The sequence below is a fragment of the Phaeacidiphilus oryzae TH49 genome (genome assembly GCF_000744815.1).
Taxonomy (GTDB): Bacteria; Actinomycetota; Actinomycetes; order Streptomycetales; family Streptomycetaceae; genus Phaeacidiphilus; species Phaeacidiphilus oryzae.
The window spans coordinates 661,772-683,192 of record NZ_JQMQ01000004.1 but is presented as its reverse complement, the minus strand read 5'-3'; the positions used below and the strand labels follow the sequence as shown (position 1 = coordinate 683,192).

The window sequence follows — 21,421 nt, the reverse complement described above, 5'->3', positions numbered from 1 at the left end:
CCGTTCATCGATGCCTACAGGTTATCGAAGGATGGCCGATCGGTCTTGGACGCGGATGGTGGTTCCGGCCAAGAATGGCCGCATGATCAACCACACGATGATCGTCTCCTTCGACCAGCCGCTGGCCGACGCGGAGCTCGATCAGTACCTGGCAGACATCGAACGCGTTCTCCTCGACTCCGGCCTCGTCCGGTCGGTCGCGACCCGACGGCACATCTCCATCCCCGGTGAGGAGGCCATTCCGGCCCTGATCGCGACCGCGATCGTGCAGGCGACGGTCGCCGACACCGAGGCACTGGCCAAGGCCTTCGCCGCGCCCGGGATGCACGAGGTCATCGACCGCTGGCAGAGCCGGCACCCCTACAAGGTCGCCTGGGCCAACCACGAGGTGCTGGTATGAGCGGCGCGGCCGCCCCCCGGAGGGCGGGTCTGGTCACCGGCGCCGGCAGCGGGATCGGTCGCGCCACGGCGCTGCGGTTCGCCCGCGACGGAGCCGCGGTGGCGGTGCTCGACATCGACGCGGACGCGGCGGCCGAGACGGCGGAGTCGATCCGCGAGGACGGCGGCGAAGCCCTCGCCGTCACCGTCGACATCGCCGACGAGCGCGCCGTGGCGGCGGCCGTCGAGCGCACCGTCGCCTCCTTCGGCGGCCTCGACTTCGCGGTGAACAACGCCGGGCTGGCCTCGCACCACCGCAGGCTCGACGAGATGGCGCCCGAGGAGTTCGAGCGGGTGGTGCGGGTCAACCTCACCGGCACCTTCCACTGCATGCGGTACGAGCTGCCCGCGCTGCGCGCCCGCGGCGGCGGTGCGATCGTCAACGTCGCGTCCAACGGCGGCCTGTACGCGATTCCCACCGCGCCCGCCTATGTGGCCGCCAAGCACGGCATCGTCGGCCTCACCAAGGTCGCCGCCGTCGACTACGCGCCGCAGGGCATCCGGGTCAACGCCGTCTGCCCCGGCCCCACCCGCACGCCGGGCTTCGAGGCGGTGGCCGCCGGCACGGACATGATCGCGATGCAGGCGTCGATCACCCCGCTGGGCCGGCTCGCCACGCCCGAGGAGGCCGCCGCCGCGGCGGTCTGGCTCTGCTCCGACGACGCCTCCTACGTCACCGGGATCGCGTTGTCGGTCGACGGGGGGCGTCGGGCGTGAGGGTCGTCGCGGTCGAGGAGCATATGGCCACCGAGGCGTTCCTGCGGGTGGCGCACGGCCTGGAGGTCGTGCCCGGCGACGAGACCGAGATGGAGTTGATGCGCACGCTGGAGCGCGCTCCCGCCTCCCGCGCCCGCCTCACCGATCTCGACGCCAGGCTGCGGGAGATGGACGCCCTCGGCCAGGACATGGCCGTGCTCAGCCTCAACCCGCCCGGCGTCCAGCCCTACCCGGCCGCCGACGCGGTGCCGCTGGCCCGGGACTTCAACGACGCGCTGGCCGCGGTCGTGCGGCGGCACCCCGGCCGATTCGGCGGGCTGGCCACGGTGGCGCCGCAGGATCCGGCCGCCGCGGCAGCCGAGATCGAGCGGGCCATGGGCACCCTGGGGCTCCACGGCATCATGGTCAACTCGCACACCGGCGGGCGGTATCTGGACGAGCCGGAGTTCGCGCCGCTGCTGGCGGCGGCCGAGGAGCAGCACGCGCCGGTCTACCTCCATCCGCGGGCACCGAGCGCCCTCGCTCCCTACCGCGACTACGGCTTGCCGGGTGCGATCTGGGGCTACCAGGCGGAGGCCGGGCTGCACGCCATGCGGCTCATCCTCAGCGGTGCCCTGGACCGTCACCCGGAGCTGACCGTCGTCCTCGGGCATCTCGGCGAGGGCATCCCGTACTGGCTGCGGCGGATCGACAACCGGCACGCGTTCGCGGCCAGGACGGCCGGGGCGGCCACACCGATGCCGAGGCTCTCGCTCACCCCGAGCGAGTACTTCCGCCGCAACTTCGTCATCACCACGAGCGGCATCGACGATCCCGACGTCCTCGCCCTCGCCCTGCGCGCCGTCGGCGAGGACAACATCATGTTCGCGATCGACTACCCGTACGAGGACCCGGCGGGAGCGCTGGCCTTCCTGCGGGACCTGCCCCTCACGGAGGCCCAGCGGACGGCCATCGGCCACCGCACCGCCGAACGGGTCTTCGGCATCGCCTAGGAGGCCGGGCGGGTCCGCGCCTCCGCGTCTGCGGGCTGTTCGCCGTGGCGGACGATCACCACGGGGCAGCCGGCGTGCTGGACGCAGTGCTGGCCCACCGAACCGAGCAGGGCGCCGGCGAAGCCGCCGTGGCCCCTGCTGCCCAGGACGAGGAGATCAGCGCCCTGGGCGGCCTTGAGGAGGACGTCCGCCGGGTGGCCCTGGACCACCCGGCGGACGATCTCCACGTCCTTCTCCGCCTCCGGCCCCAGTGCCGCGATGCTGGAATCGAGCGCGTCCCGCGCCGGGCCAGCGAAGTCGACGTCCATCAGCGCCACGCCGTAGCCGCCGTAGTCCAGTGGCCGCTCCCAGGCCGCGAGTGCCTCCACCACCGCCCCCGCCAGCCGGCCCTGCCCGACGGCCCACCGCAGTGCCTCCTGGGAGGACGCCGAGCCGTCCACTCCGACCACGATCCGCCCCGGCCGCTGCCTCCGGGACCCCTGCCGCTCCGCCGTGCCGGCCATCAGCCCACTCCTGTCCGATCGGCAACCGTCTGTCCCCCCGCTCACGGCACCAGCCTGCGATCACCGCCTCCCGGCGACCAGGGCCGACCGGCCACACCTCCTGGGACCTTCGGGGCCGGAACGGCCGAGTCTCCGTCCTCAGGACACCTTCGGGGTGGCGCGGAGGCCGAAGTGGAGGTACGGCTCGCCGCTCGGCAGCGGGTAGAAGGTGACCGGGGTCCAGGACCGGCTGCCCGGCAGGCGCACCACCCACAGGCCGTCCGCGACCGGCACCAGGTCCACCTCCTGCACCGTCTCGGGCACCATGGCGGCGAGCGGGCCGGTGACCGTGTGCCGCAGGCGCGGCCCCGCCTCGCCCCGCAGGATCTCGATCCGCGCCCCGGCCCGCTCGTAGCGGCCGAGGTGCCGCTCCAGGCCCACCGCCGGCGGCTCGGCCGGCGGTTCCAGCGGCTGCGGCATGTCGACCCCGGCCAGCTCCGCGAAGACCTCCCGGAAGAGGTCCAGGTAGAGGTCCTGGGCGCTGCCGCCGTTGCAGAGGAGGGTGACCGCGAGATCCTCTTCGGGCAGCAGGCGGAGGAAGGCGGACTGGCCGATGGTGCTGCCGTCGTGGCCGATCACCCGGTGGCCGTCCCAGCCGAAGCGGATCCAGCCCAGGCCCCAGGAGTCCCCGAGGGTGTGGGTGTCGGGCAGGTCGACCTCCTTGGCGGTCATCGCCTCCGCCGACCGCCGCGACAGTACCCGGCCCCCGTCCGCGGCCAGCCCCCCGGCCAGGTGCACCCGCGCGAAGGCCAGGACGTCCGCGGCGCTCGCGGTGATCAGCCCGGCCGGCCCGGACGAGCGCGGCAGCCCCCAGGCCGGGACCGGTCGGGGTTCCCCGTCGCCGCCGGCGTCGTGGCCGATCGCGGTGCGGAAGCGCAGCGCCTCCTCGGGCAGGGTGGTGGTGTGCCGCAGCCCGAGCGGGCCGCACAGCCGCTCCCGGACGGCCGCGTCCCAGGTCGTGCCGGTGAGCTTCTCGACGATCCGGCCGGCCAGCACGAAGCCGGAGTTGCAGTAGGAGAACGTGGCGCCCAGCGGGTGGTTCTGGGCCGCCGAGGCGAGCTGCTCCACGTAGCGTTCCAGGCAGTCGTCGCCGCGCCCGGTGTCGGTGAAGACGTCGCCGTCGATGCCGCTGGTGTGGGTGAGCAGATGACGGACCGTCACCTGCTTCCGCGCCTGCGGGTCGGACAGCCGCAGCTCGGGCAGGACGTCGGCGACGGGGGCGTCCAGGTCGAGCCTGCCCTCCTCGACCAGCTGCATGAGGAGGGTGGTGGTCCAGATCTTGGTGACGGACCCGATCTGGAAGAGCGAGTCCTCACCCACCTGGACGCCGGTCTCGGTGTTCAGCACGCCCCAGGCGGCCAGGGCGAGTTCGCCGCCCCGGGAGATCCCCAGCACCGCGCCGGGCACCCGGTGCCGGGCCGCCAGCGCCGCCAGCCGCCGGTTCCAGTGTGCGGCGTCCAGCGGCGCGCGGGCCGGGGCCTCGGCGGTGGCGCGGGCGTGGCGCTCCACCCAGTCGACGATCCGGCGGGCGTAGTCCACCCGGTGGGAGGGCGGCCCTTCGAGGAGGAACAGATGCGAGCCGCCGGGGTAGAGGACGAGCCGGCTGGGGACGCCCCGCTCGCGCAGCGCGGTGAACCACTGCTCGGCCTGCCCGACCGGGCAGCGCTCGTCGGCGGCCCCGTGGAGGAGCAGCGTCGGCGTGCGGACCTCCGCCACCCGGGAGTACGGGGAGAGTTCGGCGTAGCGCTCGCGCAGTTCCCACGGGCGGCCGCCGAGTTCGGCCACGGCCAGCAGGTGGGCCTCGTCGCTGGTGCCGCACATGCTGGCCAGGTCGCTGACCACGCCGCCGCCGACGGCCGCGGCGAAGCGCCGGTCGCGGCCGGTGAGATAGCAGGTCATGAAGCCGCCGTAGCTGTAGCCGGCCACGGCCAGCCGGCGGGCGTCCGCGATCCCCTCGGCGACCAGGGCGTCCAGGGGCTCCAGGAGGTCGGCCGCGTCGCCCGCGCCCCAGACGCCGCGGGAGGCGGTGAAGAAGGACTCGCCGTAGCCGTCGCTGCCGCGCGGGTTGAGCAGCAGCACCGACCAGCCGCGGGCCACCAGCGCCTGGTGGTAGAGGTGGAAGGGGTCGGCCGATCCGTTCCAGGCGTTGTGCGGGCCGCCGTGGATGTCCAGCAGCAGCGGGCCGGGGCCGGTGGCGGCCGGGTCGCGCAGCAGCCAGCCCTCCACGGTGCGGCCGTCGGAGACGGTGAACTCCCGCTCCCGGGCGGCGAACAGCTCCACCTCCTGGTGTCCGGCGCCGTGCCGGGTGAGCACCTCCTCGCGGCCGGTGGACAGCTGGACGGTGGCGATCTCGCCGTAGGAGGTGGGCGTGGCCAGGACGAGGGCGGCCGTGTCGCCGACGGTGGAGAGCCCGGAGACCACCCGGCCCGCGCCGGCGACCAGCGGCCGGGGCGCGCCCCCGTCGGCGTCCCGCGCGTACAGGTGGGTGCAGCCCCGGTCGCGGACGCAGAACAGCGTCCGCCCGTCCGCCGCCTCCCGGGGGGCGGCGCCCGGGTAGCCGGTGCCGCCCGGCATGACGTTGCGGTCGAGAACGGCGGTGAGGTCGGCGGGGGCGCCGCCGTCCAGCGGGACGCGCAGAACGCTCGCGTGCCCGAGCTCGGTGTCCGTACGGCCGGTGACCAGGAGCGCCTCGCCGTCGGCGGTCCAGTCGACGGCGTACGCCGTCCCCTCGCCGGTGCCGATCCGGCGCGGCCGGGCGGCCGGGTCGGCGGGGTCGAGGACATACGCGGCCGAACGCATCGTCAGGTCGGCGTCGGGGTCGGATGCCGCGCAGAAGGCGAGGCTGCGGCCGTCGGGCGACCAGGCCGGGCGGCCGGCGTGCCAGTCGCCGTCGGTGACCTGGCGGACCGCACGGCTCTCCAGGTCCAGCACGTGGAGGTGGACGCGGACGGTGCCGAACACGCCGTGCCCGTCCGCCTTATAGGAGAGCCGGTCGGCCACCACGGGCGGGGCCGGCCTCCCGGAGCCGGCCGCCGGCTCCCGGTCGCCGGTCTCCACCGGGGCGGTGAACGCGATCTCCCTCCCGTCCGGGCTCCACACCGGCTCACCGGCGCCCGCCGGGAGGCCGGTCAGCGCCTGGGGCTCACCGCCCGCCGAGGGCAGCAGCCACAGCTGAGGGGGGCACAGCGCCGGGGGGCCGTCGCCGCCGCGCAGGAAGGCAAGCGACCGGCCGTCCGGCGACCAGGCCGGCGCGGTGTCGGCGGGACCGCGGGTGAGCCGGCGCGCCGCTCCCCCACCGGTCGGCACGGTCCACAACGCCCGTTCGTCGCGGTCCTGTTCGCGCTCGGCGGTGCGCAGGACGTAGGCGATCCGCGCACCGTCCGGGGAGAGCGCCGGCTGCTCGGGCAGCGCGATGGCGTAGAGGTCGTCGATGGCCAGGCGTCGCGTCACGGTGTGCGGTCTCCTCGCGGACGGGGTGGACGGATCCGCAGGGGGGTACCCCCGGCGGAAGGGCCGGACGGGACGGCGACGTGGCAGGCCGCCCGGTGCGGCCGGCTCACGGCGAGCCTCGGCGGGAGCACCGATGCGGCGCACCTCGTGGACAGCCGGCACCCCCGGATCCCCAACTCCGAGCCGTCGAACGGATGATGCCGTAAGAAGCTAGGCCACCCGCCCTCCCGATGGCTTCGTCGCCGGCCACAAGCCGGGCCACCCCGCTTCGTCGTCCGCGACGAAACGGGGTGGCGGGGGTGTTCGGAGACGCCGGGCCGGGGGTCAGCGCCAGCCGAGCTCCGGGGCGACGTGGGTGAGGACGCCCTCGATCAGATGGGCGTTGTACTCGACGCCCAGTTGGTTGGGGACGGTGAGCAGCAGGGTGTCGGCCGCCGCGACCGCCTCGTCCGCGGCGAGCTGCTTGACCAGGACGTCGGGCTCGGCGGCGTAGGAGCGGCCGAAGACGCTGCGGGTGCGGGCGTCGATGTAGCCGATCTGGTCCTCCGAGCCGCCCCCCCGGCCGAAGTAGGCACGGTCGCGGTCGTCGAGCAGGGGGAAGACGCTGCGGCTGACCGAGACCCTCGGCTCCCGCGCGTGCCCCTCGGCGCGCCAGGCCTCCCGGTAGGCCTCGATCTGCTTGCGCTGCTGGACGTGCAGCGGTTCGCCGCTCTCGTCGTCCTTCAGCGTCGAGCTCTGCAGGTTCATCCCCAGCCTTGCGGCCCAGGCCGCGGTGGCGTTCGAGCCGGAGCCCCACCAGATGCGGTCCCGCAGCCCCTCGGAGTGCGGTTCGACGCGCAGCAGCCCGGGCGGGTTGGCGAACATCGGCCGGGGGTCGGGCTCCGCGAAGCCCTCTCCCTTGAGCACGTCGAGCAGCCGCTCGGTGTGGGCGCGGGCCATGTCGGCGTCGCTGCCGTTCTCCTCGGGGCGGTACCCGAAGTGCCGCCAGCCCTCGATCACCTGCTCCGGGGATCCCCGGCTGAGGCCGAGCTGGAGCCGGCCGCCGGAGATCAGGTCCGCCGCGCCGGCGTCCTCGGCCATGTAGAGGGGGTTCTCGTAGCGCATGTCGATGACGGCGGTGCCGATCTCGATCCGGCTGGTGCGGGCGCCGATCGCGGAGAGCAGCGGGAACGGCGAGGCGAGCTGCCGCGCGAAGTGGTGCACCCGGAAGTAGGCGCCGTCGGCGCCCAGCTCCTCGGCGGCGACCGCGAGGTCGATCGACTGGAGGAGGGCGTCTGCCCCGGACCGCGTCTGCGAGTGCGGCGCGGGCGACCAGTGCCCGAAGGACAGGAACCCGATCTTTTTCATATCGCTTTCAACAATCGGCGGCCCACTTCATTCCACCCGCTACGCGGCCCGCGCCAGTGGATGCCGCAGCAGGTAGCCGCAGACCAGAGCGGAGACGGCGGCCACGCAGGCCACGAAGATCACGCCGGCGTCGCGCAGCCCCGCGGCCAGGGCGAGGGCGCCGATCCCGACCACGGGCAGCGAGATGCCGACGTAGGCGGTGACGAAGAGGGCGGAGATGGTCGCGCCGCGCTGCTCGCCGGGTGCGGCCCGGCCGACGGCGGCGACCGAGGCGCGGAAGGCCAGACCCTGGCCGAGGCCGCTGATCACGGCTCCGACCACCAGCAGCGCCACCGACTCCGCGAGGAGGGAGCAGCCGATCCCGATCAGCCCGAGCACCAGCACCGCGGCCCCCATCGGCAGCGCCCGGGCCGCGCCCACCCGGCCGGTCAGCGACTGGCCGGCCGTGGAGGCGAGGAAGACGGACAGGACGATCGCGCCCTCGGCGGCGAGATTGTCGACCCCCAGGTACTGGGCGGCGAAGCTCGGGGCCACGGCGGTGAAGAGCCCGAGCACCGCGAAGCCGGCGAAGCAGGCCAGCGCAGCCGGCACGAAGATCCCGCGGACCTCGGGCAGCACCACCATCCCCTGCGGCCGGGGCAGCCCGCGGGCGTCGGTCCTGGGCACGGACTCCGGAAGCACCCGGACCAACCCGGCCGCGACCACCAGCAGTCCGAGGTGGACGAGGTAGGGCAGGCGCAGCGGCGCGGGGGCGTACTGGGCCAGCAGACCGGAGAGCAGCGGGCCGCAGCCCAGGCCGCCCATGTTGGCCGCGGTGGCGGTGAACGCGGCCCGTCCGCGCGATCGCTCCGGCGCCAGCTCGGTGACGGCGGCGGTGGCGGCGCCGCTGAAGAGACCGGCCGCGAAACCGGAGAGGAGGCGGCCGAGGAAGAGCAGCGGCAACCCGCCCTCGAACACGAAGCAGCAGCCACTGAGCACCGAGAGGAGGAGAGCGGCCCACAGCACCGGCCTGCGGCCCAGCACGTCCGAGAAGTTGCCGGCCACCAGCAGCGCGGTGATGACCCCGACCGCGTAGACCGCGAAGATGACCGTCACCATGAACTCCGAGAAGCCGAGCTGCTGGCGGTAGAGCCCGTACAGCGGTGTGGGCAGCGTGGTTCCGGCCATGCCGATGGCGAAGACGACGGCTGCCAGGACGTACCAGGGATGCGCCGGGCGTTCGGCTTCGACGGTGCTCATGGTCGCCAGCGTAGTGTCGGCCGCCGGGAGGACCCCGGAGGCACTCCCCGCCAGCGCCGCATCCGGTCGTATTCGGGTTCGATCACCGGACGCGGGAACGCGGACGCGGTTGGGAATTGGCGGATATCCCGAGGTGCCTTCCAGCGCCTAAGCGAGCGAGGATCTGGGTATGCCGTCTCTGCCCTGAGCGCTTCACAGGAATATGCCCGAAGCGCATTGCGCAGAATGGCCGCACCCGCTTCCCGCATCCACTTCGGGGGTCTCTTCCATGAACCGTCTTCGCACCTTACGCGGGGCCACCGCACTGTCCCTCTTCACCGCGCTCTCCGGGGTGGGCCTGCTGGCCGCCCCGGCTTCGCACGCGGCGGGGCTCGCCGACCTCACCTGCTCACTGCCGAGCAACCGGGTCACCGGCTTCGACCCGCCGCTCACCCTCGCCGCGCAGCCCACCCACGTCACCCTGGCCACGACCTACGGCCCCTGCGTCTCACTCAGCCACCCCGACATCACCTCGGGCAGCACCCGGGAGACGGTGGACACGACGATGTCCTGTCTCGACCTCCTCGCCACCGGGCCGGTGGGCTCGACGATCACCTGGAACACCGGGCAGACCACCACCTGGAGCGGCACCCGGGTGACCAGTGTGGAGGGCGCGGACATCATCACCGACCTCACCGGCACCGTGACCTCCGGCGTCTTCGAGGGCGACGTCTTCGAGCAGGTCCAGGTCGCCCCCGCGACGGCGATCCTGGCCTGCGAGGCGGGCGCCGGCACGGTCTCCAGTGTGAACGCCACGGTCACCACGGAGATCACCGCCGCCTGACCGCCCACCCGCGCGGGCGAAGCGGTCAGCGGGCGAAGCGGGCGGACAGTGCGAAGAACAGGAATTGGGCGTTGCGGGTCAGATGCCGATGGAATTCCGGGGCGCTCTCCGCCATTTCCGGCAGCGGATTCGGCTCGCGGATCTCATCGACCACGAATCCCGCTTCGGCGAACGCCGCCAGCATGTCCCGCAGCGGGCGGTGCCAGAAGCGCATGTGCATCGTCCGGCCCTCCCGCTGCCAGTCCTCCGTGAAGGCGTACCTGCCGAAGTAGTCGTCGCTTCCGCTGACGCGCATGTCCATCAACGGGTGGTGGGTGGAGAGCACCACCCGGCCGCCGGGGACCAGGAGACGGCGGAACTCGCTCAGTGTCGGCCCCCACTCCTCCAGGTAGTGGAGGACGAGCGAGCACAGCACCAACTCGAAGGCGCCGTCCGGGAACGGCAGCGGGCGGCGCAGGTCGAGCCGGTGCAACGGCACGTCGGGCCCGAGTCGCTCACGTGCGACGGCCAGCAGGTCCGCGCTCAGGTCCAGTCCGGTCACCTCGGCCCCGCCGTCGATCAACTCCGCGCTGTGGGCCCCGGGACCGCATCCCGCGTCCAGCACCCGCCGCCCGCGCACGTCGCCGGCCAGCGCCAGAATCGCCGGCCGCTCGTAGAGGGCGTTGATCGGATTCGACTCGCTGTTGCGGGCGTAGACGCGCGCGAACGCCTCGTAGTCGTTGTAGTCGATCTCCCCCGTGGTCACGGCGTCCAGCGTACCGATTACCGCGCGCGGGGGCATAGGTCGGACGGGTGATTGCGCCGGAGGCGCGAGTGGGGCGGCATTGACCGGAGGGTCGGGCGGTGCCATCGTGCACAGCTCGGAGGACATTCTCCGTTTCCGTCAGTTGCCAGACAGGCACGCCCGGTTCGATCCGGTTCGAGAAAGGCGGAGAACGTGTCGGACACCTCTATCCCGCAGGGCTCTGCCCAGAGCTCCTCCCAGCCGCCCGGCCGCCCCGGCGTCGCCCGGCGGACGGTGCTGGCCGCGTTCGGGGCGGCGCCGCTGGTCGCCGCCGGGCTCAATGGCCTCCGCACTCCGGTCGCGGAAGCCGCCGATGTCGGCACAGCCGGCACAGCCGCCACAGCCGCCGTCCGGCGCGGCCCCACCGCGGCACTCGGCTACCGGCAGGGCACCAACCTCTCGGTCACCGCCGCTCCGGGCGACGGCCCGCTGGTGGTCGAGGTGCAGGGCCTGCTGTGGTCCGTTCCGCGCGGTGGCGGCACCGCGACAGCGCTGACCCGGTGGCAGCTGGAGCCGACCCGGCCGGCCTTCTCCCCCGACGGCCGGACCCTCGCGGTCTGCGGCTACCAGGACGGCGGCTTCCACCTGTGGCTGCTGGACGCCGACGGCTCCCGCCCGCGCCGGCTGACCAGCGGCCCCTGGGACGACCGGGGCGCGGCCTGGTCCCCGGACGGCAGCCTTCTCGCCTTCTCCTCGGAGCGCGGCGGAGACCCGGCCGCCGGCAGCTCGTACACCATCTGGACGGTGGACGTGCGCAACGGCGCATTGCGGCAGATCACCGCGCCCGGCGGATACGAGGACTACGACCCGGCGTTCACGCCCGACGGCGCGCGGATCGTCTTCGTCCGGGCGGCCCACCTCGCCGCCGGCGGCAACGACGGCGGACTGACGCTGGCCTCCGTCCCCCTCGCCGCGGGGACCGGCGGCACGGTCCGCGTCGAGCGGACCGTGGCCGCCGGCAGCTCGGTGCTGTGCCCGTCCGTCTCGCCGGACGGCGGGTCCGTCGCCTGGGTGCACTACAGCGCCGCCACGGCGGCCGACCCCCTGCCGCGGTCCCGCCTGATGGTCGACGGGACACAGGTCAGCGACCCGGACGAGGACGTCTTCCCGGCGACCCCGCGCTGGCTCGACCCCTCGACCCTCCTCTACACCGCCTCGGGGGAGGTCCGGACCCGGGTCGTACCGGGTGGGAGCGGCGCCGGGACCCCCGGCGCGGCGCGAAGCATCCCGTTCGACGCGCGGCTGGAAGTGGAGCGGCCCCGGTACCGGGACAAGACCTACGACCTGGACTCCACCGCCGACCGCCCGGTGCGCGGCATCCACCTGCCGGCGCTCTCCCCCGACGGCCGCCAGGTCGCCTTCGTCGCCCTCAACGCGCTGTGGGTGATGCGGATCGGCTCCGCCCCGCGCCGCCTGGTGCAGTCCCCGCCCACGGCCTACCTCCACATGCCCTCCTGGGCGCCGGACGGCCGGTCGCTGCTGTACGTCTCCGACCGGGAGGGCCTGGCCGCCGTCTACCGCCACCGGCTCTCCGACGGCGCGGAGACCACCCTCGCCACCGGCGGCCGGCTCAACCCCGCCCTCTCCCCCGACGGCACCAGGCTGGCCTGCGAGGACAGCACCGGGAAGATCCTCGTCAAGGACCTCGCCACCGGGGCGGAGACCGTGGCGGCCACCCCGATCGGCGCCAACGGCCTGCCCGGCCGCCCGAGTTGGTCGCCCGACGGCCGCTACCTGGCCATCTGCGACCGCAACCGGCTGAACCAGAAGTACCGCGAGGGCTACAACCTCATCCGGGTGATCGACACCGCCGGCCCGGCCGGGGGCTCCGGCGGCTACCCGTCGACCTACCACCTGCCCGCCGAACACCAGTCGATCGCCGACCGCTGCGACAGCGGACCCACCTGGTCCCCCGACGGACGGCACTTCGCCCTGATCGCCGAGTCCGCCCTGTGGCTGCTGCCGGTCGGCCCCGACGGCACCCCCAACGGCCCGGCCCGCAGGCTCACCGGGGACGACGAGCCCGCCGACCACCCCTCCTGGTCGGCCGACTCGGGCACCCTCCTCTACCTCTCCAACGGCACCCTCAAGCTGATCAGCGCCGACGGCAGCGCCCGACGGTCCGTCAGCACCCCTCTCACCTACCGCCGTTCGCTCCCTGACCGGACCGGCACCACCCGCATCCACGCCGGCCGGATGTGGGACGGCCTGGGCGATGCGGCCCGCGACGACGTGGACGTGGTGCTGCGCGGCAACCGCATCCAGAGCGTCTCCGCCCACCGCGGTGACGGCGCACGCGCCGGCGAGACCTATCTCGACTGCTCGGACGGCACCCTCCTGCCGGGGCTGTGGGACTCCCACACCCACCCCTGGCAGTACACCTACGGCGGCCGGCAGACCCTGACCATGCTCGCCTACGGCATCACCACCAACGTCTCCCTGGGCAGCTTCGCCTACGAGGCGGTCCGGCTGCGCGAGTCCCTCGCCTCCGGCGCCACCCTCGGCCCGCGGCTGCTCGCCACCGGCGAGCTGATCGACGGCTCCCGGGTCGCCTACAGCATGGGCCGGGCCCACCGCACGCCCGAGGGCGTCGCCCGCACCCTGTCCCGGGCGGTGGCCCTGGACTACGACTTCGTCAAGACCTACGTCCGCGCCCCCGGATCGACGATGGCCGCGGCGGCCGCCACCGCCCACCACCGCCTCGGCGTCCGCTCCGGCAGCCACCTGTGCTTCCCCGGCCGCAACGCCGGCCAGGACCTGACGACCCATCTGCAGGCCACCCAGCGCCTGGAGTACGGCCACGCCACCTCGCCGACCGGCCACTCCTACCAGGACCTGCTGGAGGAGTACCGGGACGGCGCCTTCGCCATCGTCATCACCCCCTTCACCGCCCTGCCGCTGCTCGGCGCCGATCCCGGCCTCGCGCAGGATCCGCGGGTGACGGTGCTGATGCCGCCCTGGGACACCGCCGCCGTCCAGACCTACGCCAAGACCCCGCCCACCACCGCCCAACTGGACGCCCTGGCCACCGAGGTGGGCGTGTACCGGCGGATCGTCGCCGAGGGCGGGGTGCTGGCGCTGGGCACGGACGCCCCGCTGGTGCCGGTGGGCCTCCATGTCCACCTGGGCCTGCGCGGACTGCACCGCAACGGGTTCAGCCCGGCCCAGGCGCTGCGCACGGCGACCGTGGTGCCCGCCCGCCTCTACGGTTTGGGCGACCGGCTCGGCACGGTCGAGGCGGGCAAGGTCGCCGATCTGACGGTGGTCCACGGAGACCCGTTCACCGACTTCGACGCGCTGACGGACACCGCGTACGCCATCCGGGACGGCTTTCTCCACCGCCCCTCCGACCTGGTCGGCGCGTACGCCGGGCAGGCCGCCCCCGCCGACCGCGCCTCGGACGCGGACTGGCTGAGGGTGGCCAGGGAACTGCGCCGGGAGGGCTGCTGCGCGGACCAGCTGCCGCCGCTCTGAGGCCGCAGGCCGCAGGCCCCCGCCGGGCCCGTCGATGCCGACGGCCCGGCGGGAGGCGGGCGTCAGCTCCAGAAGGCGCCGAGCTCCTCGGCCAGCGCCCTGCCCTGCTCGCGGCCGGCCCGCGCGGCCGGCCGGCGGGCCGACAGGTCCATCAGGTTGTCGCCGAACGCCCTCCGGGCCGCCTCGTCGGGGAGGACGGTCTCCACCCGGCTGCCGCCCGCCCTCAACTCCTCGACCTGGGCGGCGAGTTGCATCCCCCACTCCAGGGGGTGCCGGGTCCTGCCGCCCAGCGGCGACAGCACCAGCACCCGCCGGTGGCCGGCCGCCAGGTCGGCGTTCTCGTTGCGCCGGTAGCCGCCGTCGATGTACCGCTCTCCGCCGATGGCGTACGGTCCGACACCGAAGCCGTTGGCGCAGCTGGCGGCGACGGCATCGGCCAGGTCGACCCCGCTGTCGCGGCCGAACACGACCGGTTCGCCGGTACGGGCGTTGACCGCCGTGATCCGCAGCGGCCGCGCCGGCCAGTCCTGGCGGGGCAGTCGGGCGGCGACCGTGGCGCGCCACCGGGCCTGTGCCGAGCCGTCGGAGCCGGCGTCCGCCTGCAGCGCCGCCGCGCCCATCCTGCGGCGCATGTCGGCCGCGTCCTCGGCGCCGGCGATGATCGCGGCGGTCACCTCCATATGGTCGGCCGCCGGCCGTACGCCGCCACCGTCGGGTCCGCCCGCGCGGGGCCGCTGCGGGGGCGTGGCGGAGAGGATGCCGGCCAGCAGTTCGGCCGGCTTTCCTCCGGTGATCTGGGCCGCCGCCGTCGATCCGGCCGAGGTGCCGACGATCAGGTCGGCCTCGGTCACGTCCAGTCCGGCCTCGGACAGCCCGGCGACGATGCCGATCGTCCAGGCGTTGCCGGCCGATCCCCCGCCGCCGAGTACCAGCGCGCGGTCGCCGAGGGGGGAGGTGGGTGCAGAAGAAGTGGGTGTCGCGTCCATGGGAGTCGCCTTTCGCGAAGTGCGGGTCGGGCGCTCCCGGCGGCGACTACCTCAGCCGCGTGATCGTGGACTGCGGGGGAGCACCCACTGCGGATACCGCGTTCATGGGGCTCACCTCCTGAAGTCGACGCACGATCGCCGGAACGCTAGCAGTCCGGCCACCCGGCGGGCAACCGGCGGGCAACCGGCGGGAAGCGCCGGCCCACCCGGCCTCCGGCTCAGCCGCGCCCCTCCTCGTGGAGGGCGGGGGCGTAGGAGATGCCGATGATCAGGCCGTCCGCGGTGAGCAGCCTGGCCACCGTCTGGCCCCACGGTTCGGTGCGGGCCTGGTGGAGGAGTTCATGGCCCGCCTCCTCCAGCTCGGCGCCGGCGGCGGCCACCGCCTCCGGGCTCGCCACCTCGAACTCGATGGAGGCCTGCGGCAGCACCTGGTCGGCGGGCCAGCGGGCGGTGCCGAAGCAGGCCTGCGCCGCCTCGGTGAGCGGCCAGAGGCCGAAGTGCCTGCTCCCGGGGATGCTGCCGCTGGAGTAGTAGCCGTCGCCCTCGCCCTCCAGGGGCAGGCCGAGCGCGTCGATGAAGAGCTCGCGGCTGCGCGGCGGGTCGGCGACGACCGCCGCCACGCTCGTGATGAAGAGAACATCCATGACCGGCCAAGCTATCCGCTCTCCCCCGGCGAGGCGGGTAGCGCGCGTCGGTGGCGGGCGAGGAGTTTGCCCAGTTCCCAGAGGGCGAGGAGGGCGACCGGCGGGATCAGGGCCCAGGAGAACTGGGTCAGGTCGAGCCGGGTCGTGCCCAGGAGGTGCCGGAAGGCGTCCATCTGGGTCGTCAGCACCGCGAGGACGAACTCGGCCAGGAGGGCCCGGTTCATCTGCTTGCCGTCGAAGGTGACGGTGGTGAGGACGGTCCCGGTCTCGCTCCGGCACTCCAGCGCGGCGACGATCAGACAGAGGGCGAACGCGGTGAACGCGATCGACCGGCCGATCGCCACCTCCCCGAAGTGCGACTCGCCGAGCTTGATCAGCAGGAGCAGACCCACCGTGATCGCCAGACCGGAGAGGCCGACGGTGAGCGCCACCGAGCCGGTCAGCACCGGCTGACCGCGCGGCCGCGGCCGCCGGGCCATCAGGCCGGGGCTCTGCCGGTCGAAGCCGAGGGCGAAGCCGAACGCGGCGTTCACCACGAAGTGGATCCACAGCACCTGGGCCGGGGTGAACGGCTCGCCGGCCGCGATGTCGAACAGGGTCGCGCCAAGGAACGTCAGCACGAAGACGACGAGGAGCACCAGCACGAAGCGGATGTACTTGGTGAGGTTGTCGTAGATCTTCCGGCCCTGCTCGACGGCGTAGACGAGGGTCGCGAAGTTGTCGTCGGTCAGCACCATCCGGCCGGCGTTCTTGGCCACCTCAGTGCCCGAGCCCATCGCCACCCCGATGTCGGCCGCCTTGATCGCCGGCGCGTCGTTGACGCCGTCGCCGGTCATCGCCACCACGTCGCCGCGCTTCTTCAGGGTGTCGGCGAGGAGCACCTTGTGCTCGGGCGCCACCCGGGCCACCACCCCGATCCGGTCGATCCGCGCCAGCCGCTCCTCCACCGGCAGCGCGGCGAAGTCCGCGCCGAGGACCGCCTCTCCCCCGATGCCGAGACGGCCGGCGATGGCGGCGCCGGTGACCACGTCGTCCCCGGTCACCATCCGCACCCGGATGTGGGCGGCCTGCGCGGCGGCCACCGCGGCCCGCGACTCGGCCCGGGGCGGGTCCACCATCCCCACCAGCGCGGTCATCTGAAGGCCCATCAGATAACCGAGGAGGTCGCCCTCGGGGTCGAACTCCGCCGGGTCGAGATCGCGCCGGGCCGCAGCCATCACCCGCAGCCCCTCGCCGCCCATCCGCTCGACGTGCTGCTGCGCGCGGGCCCGCAGCCCCTCGTCCCAGGGCAGGGACGCTCCCCTGGCCAGCGCGGTGCCGGCGCGCTCCATCACCGCGGGCACCGCCCCCTTCACGAAGCACCGCACCACCGGGCGGCCCGCCGCGTCGGTCGCCCGGCTGAAGACGGCCATCAGCTTGTAGGCGGGGTCGAAGGGCAGGGTGGCGCTGCGCGGCAGCCGCTCACGAGCGCCCTCGATGTCCAGCCCGGCCTTGTGGGCGAGGACCAGCAGAGCCCCCTCGGTGGGGTCGCCGACCACCTGGCCGTCCAGCAGCACGGCGTCGTTGGCGATGACGAAGGGCAGGATCGCCTCCGTCATGTCCGGCGCCTCGCCGACGGCGTGGTGGATCCGGCCCTCCAGCGAGTAGCCGGTGCCGGAGACGGTGTAGCGGTCGCCCGGGTCGATCACCTCCACGGCCGTCATCTGGTTCATCGTCAGGGTGCCGGTCTTGTCGGAGTTGATCGCGGAGGTGAAGCCCAGCGCCTCCACCGAGGGCAGGTCCTTGACGATGGCCTCCCGACGGGCGAGCTCCACACCGCCGATGGAGAGGATCGTCTGCGAGACCGTCGGCAGTGCCTCCGGGATGGCGGCGATGGCCAGCGACACGGCGCTGACGAAGAGGGCGTCCCACGCCGTCCCGCGGCCGCGGCCCAGTACGAACATCACGATCATCGTCAGCCCGGCCGTGCCGGTGATCCACAGCGTGAGCCGGTCCAGCTCGCGGGAGAGCGGCGAGGCCTCCCGGTGCGTCGCCGTCAGCATCGCGGAGATCCGGCCCAGTTCGGTGCCGGCGCCGGTGGCGGTGACCACCACCGTGCCACTGCCATGGGTGACCGGGGTGTTCATGAAGGCCATATTGGTGCGCTCGCCCGGCGGCAGATCCTCGCCCGCGATCAGAGTGCCGGCGTCCTTGGCCGCCGGCACGCTCTCCCCGGTCAGCGCGGACTCGTCGATCTGCAGCGCGCTCGCGGAGACGATCCGGCCGTCGGCCGGCACCTCGCCGCCCGCGGTGCAGAGCACCACGTCGCCGACGACGACCTCCTCGGCCGGGATCTCCGACTCCGTCCCGTCCCGGCGCACCCGGGCCGTCGCCTTCAGCATCGAGCGCAAGGCGTTCATGGCGCTCTCCGCCTTGCCCTCCTGGCGCATCCCGACCACCGCGTTGACGACGGTCAGCACCAGCAGCAGCACCCCGGTGCTCCACTCCTTGATCACCAGGGAGACCACGGCCGCGCTCACCAGCACCAGCTGCATATAGCTGCGGTACTGCTGAAGGTAGCGGCGCCAGCCCGGCACCGGCTTCTCCTCGGGCAGGGTGTTGGGGCCGTCGGCGGCGAGGAGCTCGGCGGCCCGCGCCCCGCTCAGGCCCTGGGCCGGGTCCACCCCGACCGCCGCGGCCACCTGCGCCGGAGACAGGGCGTGCCAGGCGCGGTCCGCTGCCGCCGGCTGGCCGGGCACGCCCGTCCGCGTGGTCATGCGGACGCCTTCTTCTCAGCGCTCCTCGCGCTCCTCGCGCCTTTCTCTGCGCTCTTCTTGGCGCCCTTCGTGCTCTTCTTGGCGCCCATCTTGCTCTTCTTCGCGCCCTTCGTGCCCTCCGCTCCCTTCCCCTTCCGCCCATCCCCGGCGCCCTGCTCCGAGGCCGACTCCAGATAGGGGTCGGCGGCCGCCCCCTTCGGAGCCTCGTGTCGCAACTCCGTCCTCACCTGCGCGAGTTCGCGCCGCGCCGCGGCGTCGATCCGCGGGTAGTGGGGGTCGATGTCGGTCAGCACATGGGCCAGCACCGCGCCCGCGCACACCCGCGCGAACCACTTGCGGTCGGCGGGGACCACGTACCACGGCGCCCACTCCGTGCTGGTCGCCGACAGCATCTGGGAGAACGCCCGCTGGTAGTCGTCCCACCGGGCCCGCTCGCGGACGTCCGAGGAGGAGAACTTCCAGTTCCGCTCGGGGACGTCGATCCGCTTGAGGAATCGGATGCGCTGCTCCTCCTTGGAGAGGTTGAGGAACAGCTTGACGATCCGGAAGCCGTTGTCGGTCAGATAGTGCTCCCAGTCGTTGATCTCCCGATAGCGCCGCTCCCAGATGTCCGGACCGCGCGCCGCGAGCGGCAGCTTCTGCCGCTCCAGGTTGACCGGGTGCACCCGCACCGCGAGGACCTCCTCGTAGTGCGAGCGGTTGAAGATCCCGATCTCCCCGCGCCGGGGGAGATGGCAGGCGTAACGCCACAGATAGTCGTGGTCCAGCTCCTCCTGCGAGGGCACCTTGAAGCCCACCACCCGCACGCCCTGCGGGTTGATGCCGCTCATCACATGCCGGATCGTGCCGTCCTTGCCGCCGGCGTCCAGCGCCTGCAGGCAGACCAGCACCCCGTAGGTGTCCTGCGCCGCCAGCCGCCGCTGGAGGTCGGCGAGCAGCTGGATCCCGCTGGTGAGGAGCTCGACGCCGTCCTTCTTCCGGCGGATGCCCGCCCGGTGGCCGGGATCGAAATCCCTGGGCAGGTCCACCTTGGTGCCGGGCACGACCCGCAGCGGCCGGACGAACTCCGCTATCCGCGCGCTTCTCTCGTCAGCCATCGCCCTCGGTCCTCTCACTCGCCCGCGCGGCGTGCCCGTGCCGGTACTCGCGCCCGACCCCGCAGGATCGGACGGCGCGAGGGCGGCGGCATCACCCTCCGGGGGTGGTTCGGCCGCTGGGGGGTCGCCCTGCGAGGAATTCACCTGTGCGGCGGCGCTCGGCCGGGGCGCACGCCGGGAAGAAGCTCAAGGCGATAACTTGGATCAACTTCGAGCTGGGAGCGTTCATGGAAAGTGCCGACATCCGCGAATGGCGTGATCACGACGTGGTCGACGAGAAAGACAAGAAGATCGGCACCCTGGAGTCGGTGTATGTGGACACAGCCACCGACCAGCCGTTCTTCATCACGGTGACGGTGGGACTGCCCGGAAAGCGCCGGCTGGTCTTCGTGCCGCTGATCGGCGCCGTGGTGGGCCCCGGCTACGTCCGGGTGCCCTACGCCAAGGGCCTGGTCAAGGACGCCCCCTCGATCGAGACCGACGGCGTGCTGAAGGCCGAGCAGGAGCCGGCGCTCTTCGCCCACTACGAACTCGCGTACACCCAGGGTGCGGGCGGCGAGCGCCGCCTGGCCCGACGCTGAGCCTCCACAGCGCCCGCAGCGAGGGACCTGAAGCCCATACCCCGCGCGGGTGACGCGGACCAGACTGGGAGGAGAAGGGATCGGCGCCGCTTGCCGGAGGTGCTGCCATGGTCCTACCCGTCGTCGCCTGCCCGGACGGCACCCCGAGCGATGCCGTCACCGCTCGCTGGGCAGCACGTGAGGCCCTGCTGCGCCGGGCGCCCCTCGTCCTCCTCGGCGTCGCCCCGGCCGGTTCCACCAGCGGCCGCGAGGACGGTCTCCCGGCCCGGCTCCGGCTGCTCGCGACGGACCTCCCCCGGTCCTTCCCCGGGGTGTCCGTCACCGTACGGACGGCGGCCGGGCCGCCGGGTCCCGTTCTGGTCGCCGCCAGCGCCGAGACGGACCTGCTTGTCCTGGCGGCCGGGCCGCCGGAGCAGCCGGCCGGCGCGGCGCCTGGGGCGGTGACGGCCGCCGCGGCCACTGTGGCGGCCCGGGCCCACTGCCCCGTCGCCTTGCTGAGAGTGCATCTGCCACAGGGCGTCGTGCCTCCGTTCGACATCGTGCTGGGTTCGGTGGACGGCCGCATCGACGCCGTCACGGCCGAGTTCGCCTTCCGGCTCGCGGACGAGCGCGGAGCGCGGCTGGCCGTCGAGAGCCCGGGCACCGCCGGCAGCGACGGCGCAGGCCCGGCGAACGGGGACGAGGACGACCTGGACGGCCTGGACGGTCTCCTCAACGGGATGCAGGAGAAGTTCCCCTCGGTGCGCGTGGCCCGCCGTCCCGGTACCGGCGACCCCGAGGAGCAGCTGCTCCGGGCCGCCCAGCAGGCATCCGTCCTGGTCCTCGGGGTGGAGCGCGGGCGGCGAGGAGCAGCCGCTCCGGCGGCGCCCGGGCTGCAGCGGATCCTGGACCTGGCCCCGGGTCCGGTGGCACTGGTCCCGCACGACGCCTGAAGTCCTCCCCGCCGGGCACCGGCACTCACCCGAATGGCCCCGCCGGATAGTCGCCCTCGCCCTCATCGCGCAGCGTCGGTGCTGATGACGCGACCCATCCCGGAGCGGGGGGAACGGTCGCAGGAGAGGAGATCCCCTCATGAGCCATTCCACAAGCCGTTCCGACGGAGCACGCAGCTCGGCCTCCTCGGCCTCGGTCCCCCCGGGCCCGGCGGATGACGGGCGGCACCGGCCGTGGGCCGAGGCCGGCGCGCTGCTGGCCGCCGTGCTCCTGCTGGTCCAGGGAGTCCTCGGCGTCCTGCAGGGCGTCGCCGCGGTGGCGAAGGACGACGTCTACGCCGTGGTGGGGCACTACGCGTTCAGGTTCGACCTCACCGCCTGGGGCTGGATCCACATCGCACTCGGCGTCCTGCTGTTCCTGACCGGCCTGGGCGTGCTGCGCGGCACGACCTGGGCGCGGGTGACCGCCATGGTGCTGGCCGGCCTCGCGGTGATCGCCAACTTCATGTGGCTGCCCTACACCCCGGTGTGGGCCGTGATCGGCGTCGGCCTCGGGCTCATGGTGATCTGGTCGCTGAGCAGGAGCACGCTGAGCTCCGCCCGCTGACCCGGAGGCCCG

The 21,421-nt window shown here is 73.7% G+C and carries 17 protein-coding genes; 8 read left to right on the top strand and 9 right to left on the bottom strand.

What is annotated here, in order from left to right; translation table 11 throughout:
• Window positions 1-82 precede the first annotated feature (82 nt).
• Genes BS73_RS03230 through BS73_RS03220 form a run of 3 tightly spaced genes read left to right on the top strand, consistent with a single transcriptional unit; the run spans window position 83 to window position 2,147 of the window.
• Window positions 83-400, top strand: a complete 318-nt coding sequence (locus BS73_RS03230) for a hypothetical protein (protein ID WP_037569678.1) — start codon at window positions 83-85, stop codon at window positions 398-400.
• Window positions 397-1,155 (top strand): SDR family NAD(P)-dependent oxidoreductase, encoded by a 759-nt coding sequence (locus BS73_RS03225; RefSeq protein ID WP_037569004.1) that lies wholly within the window; start codon window positions 397-399, stop codon window positions 1,153-1,155. The genes BS73_RS03230 and BS73_RS03225 overlap by 4 nt, the downstream gene beginning before the upstream one ends.
• A complete protein-coding gene (locus tag BS73_RS03220; RefSeq protein ID WP_051939230.1) occupies window positions 1,152-2,147 on the top strand; it encodes an amidohydrolase family protein in 996 nt (331 codons plus the stop codon). The genes BS73_RS03225 and BS73_RS03220 overlap by 4 nt, the downstream gene beginning before the upstream one ends.
• On the opposite strand, the gene BS73_RS03215 is transcribed toward BS73_RS03220, so the two are convergent.
• From BS73_RS03215 to BS73_RS03200, 4 genes are all read right to left on the bottom strand, one after another.
• A complete protein-coding gene (locus BS73_RS03215; RefSeq protein ID WP_051939228.1) occupies window positions 2,144-2,650 on the bottom strand; it encodes a universal stress protein in 507 nt (168 codons plus the stop codon). The genes BS73_RS03220 and BS73_RS03215 overlap by 4 nt on opposite strands.
• 138 nt (window positions 2,651-2,788) lie before the next feature.
• A complete protein-coding gene (locus tag BS73_RS03210; protein ID WP_037569001.1) occupies window positions 2,789-6,139 on the bottom strand; it encodes a serine hydrolase in 3,351 nt (1,116 codons plus the stop codon).
• Window positions 6,140-6,463: 324 nt separating this feature from the next.
• Window positions 6,464-7,486, bottom strand: a complete 1,023-nt coding sequence (locus BS73_RS03205; RefSeq protein ID WP_037568999.1) for an LLM class flavin-dependent oxidoreductase — start codon at window positions 7,484-7,486, stop codon at window positions 6,464-6,466.
• A 39-nt stretch (window positions 7,487-7,525) separates the two neighbouring features.
• On the bottom strand, window positions 7,526-8,725 hold the full coding sequence (locus BS73_RS03200) for an MFS transporter (RefSeq protein WP_051939226.1): 1,200 nt from the start codon (window positions 8,723-8,725) through the stop codon (window positions 7,526-7,528).
• Window positions 8,726-8,993: 268 nt separating this feature from the next.
• Between BS73_RS03200 and BS73_RS03195 the strand changes: the two genes are divergently transcribed.
• The gene (locus tag BS73_RS03195; RefSeq protein WP_037568996.1) at window positions 8,994-9,548 is read left to right on the top strand and encodes a hypothetical protein; all 555 of its coding nucleotides are present in this window, start codon (window positions 8,994-8,996) and stop codon (window positions 9,546-9,548) included.
• A 25-nt stretch (window positions 9,549-9,573) separates the two neighbouring features.
• Here BS73_RS03195 and BS73_RS03190 read toward each other — a convergent pair whose 3' ends face one another.
• Complete coding sequence (locus BS73_RS03190; RefSeq protein ID WP_235215263.1) at window positions 9,574-10,293, bottom strand: class I SAM-dependent methyltransferase; 720 nt, start codon at window positions 10,291-10,293, stop codon at window positions 9,574-9,576.
• Window positions 10,294-10,485: 192 nt separating this feature from the next.
• Between BS73_RS03190 and BS73_RS03185 the strand changes: the two genes are divergently transcribed.
• Window positions 10,486-13,806 carry an amidohydrolase family protein gene (locus tag BS73_RS03185; protein ID WP_235215262.1) on the top strand — a complete coding sequence of 1,107 codons (3,321 nt, stop codon included), beginning with the start codon at window positions 10,486-10,488 and terminating at the stop codon, window positions 13,804-13,806.
• Window positions 13,807-13,868: 62 nt separating this feature from the next.
• Here BS73_RS03185 and BS73_RS03180 read toward each other — a convergent pair whose 3' ends face one another.
• From BS73_RS03180 to BS73_RS03165, 4 genes are all read right to left on the bottom strand, one after another.
• Complete coding sequence (locus tag BS73_RS03180; RefSeq protein ID WP_037568995.1) at window positions 13,869-14,792, bottom strand: patatin-like phospholipase family protein; 924 nt, start codon at window positions 14,790-14,792, stop codon at window positions 13,869-13,871.
• Between the two features lie 218 nt (window positions 14,793-15,010).
• Window positions 15,011-15,436, bottom strand: a complete 426-nt coding sequence (locus tag BS73_RS03175) for a VOC family protein (RefSeq protein WP_037568993.1) — start codon at window positions 15,434-15,436, stop codon at window positions 15,011-15,013.
• A gap of 11 nt (window positions 15,437-15,447) precedes the next feature.
• Window positions 15,448-18,192, bottom strand: a complete 2,745-nt coding sequence (locus BS73_RS03170) for a cation-translocating P-type ATPase (RefSeq protein ID WP_037568983.1) — start codon at window positions 18,190-18,192, stop codon at window positions 15,448-15,450.
• The gene (locus BS73_RS03165) at window positions 18,189-19,289 is read right to left on the bottom strand and encodes a polyphosphate kinase 2 family protein (RefSeq protein ID WP_084703725.1); all 1,101 of its coding nucleotides are present in this window, start codon (window positions 19,287-19,289) and stop codon (window positions 18,189-18,191) included. The genes BS73_RS03170 and BS73_RS03165 overlap by 4 nt, the downstream gene beginning before the upstream one ends.
• A 227-nt stretch (window positions 19,290-19,516) precedes the next feature.
• Between BS73_RS03165 and BS73_RS03160 the strand changes: the two genes are divergently transcribed.
• The 3 genes from BS73_RS03160 (at window position 19,517) to BS73_RS03150 (ending at window position 21,409) form a co-directional block, all read left to right on the top strand.
• Window positions 19,517-19,870, top strand: coding sequence for a PRC-barrel domain-containing protein (locus tag BS73_RS03160; RefSeq protein WP_037569667.1), 354 nt, complete (start codon window positions 19,517-19,519; stop codon window positions 19,868-19,870).
• Between the two features lie 107 nt (window positions 19,871-19,977).
• Window positions 19,978-20,802, top strand: coding sequence for a universal stress protein (locus tag BS73_RS03155; RefSeq protein ID WP_037568981.1), 825 nt, complete (start codon window positions 19,978-19,980; stop codon window positions 20,800-20,802).
• A 139-nt stretch (window positions 20,803-20,941) separates the two neighbouring features.
• Entirely contained in the window at window positions 20,942-21,409 is a 468-nt protein-coding gene (locus tag BS73_RS03150) for a DUF7144 family membrane protein (RefSeq protein WP_037568980.1), read from the top strand.
• The last annotated feature ends 12 nt before the right edge of the window (window positions 21,410-21,421 follow it).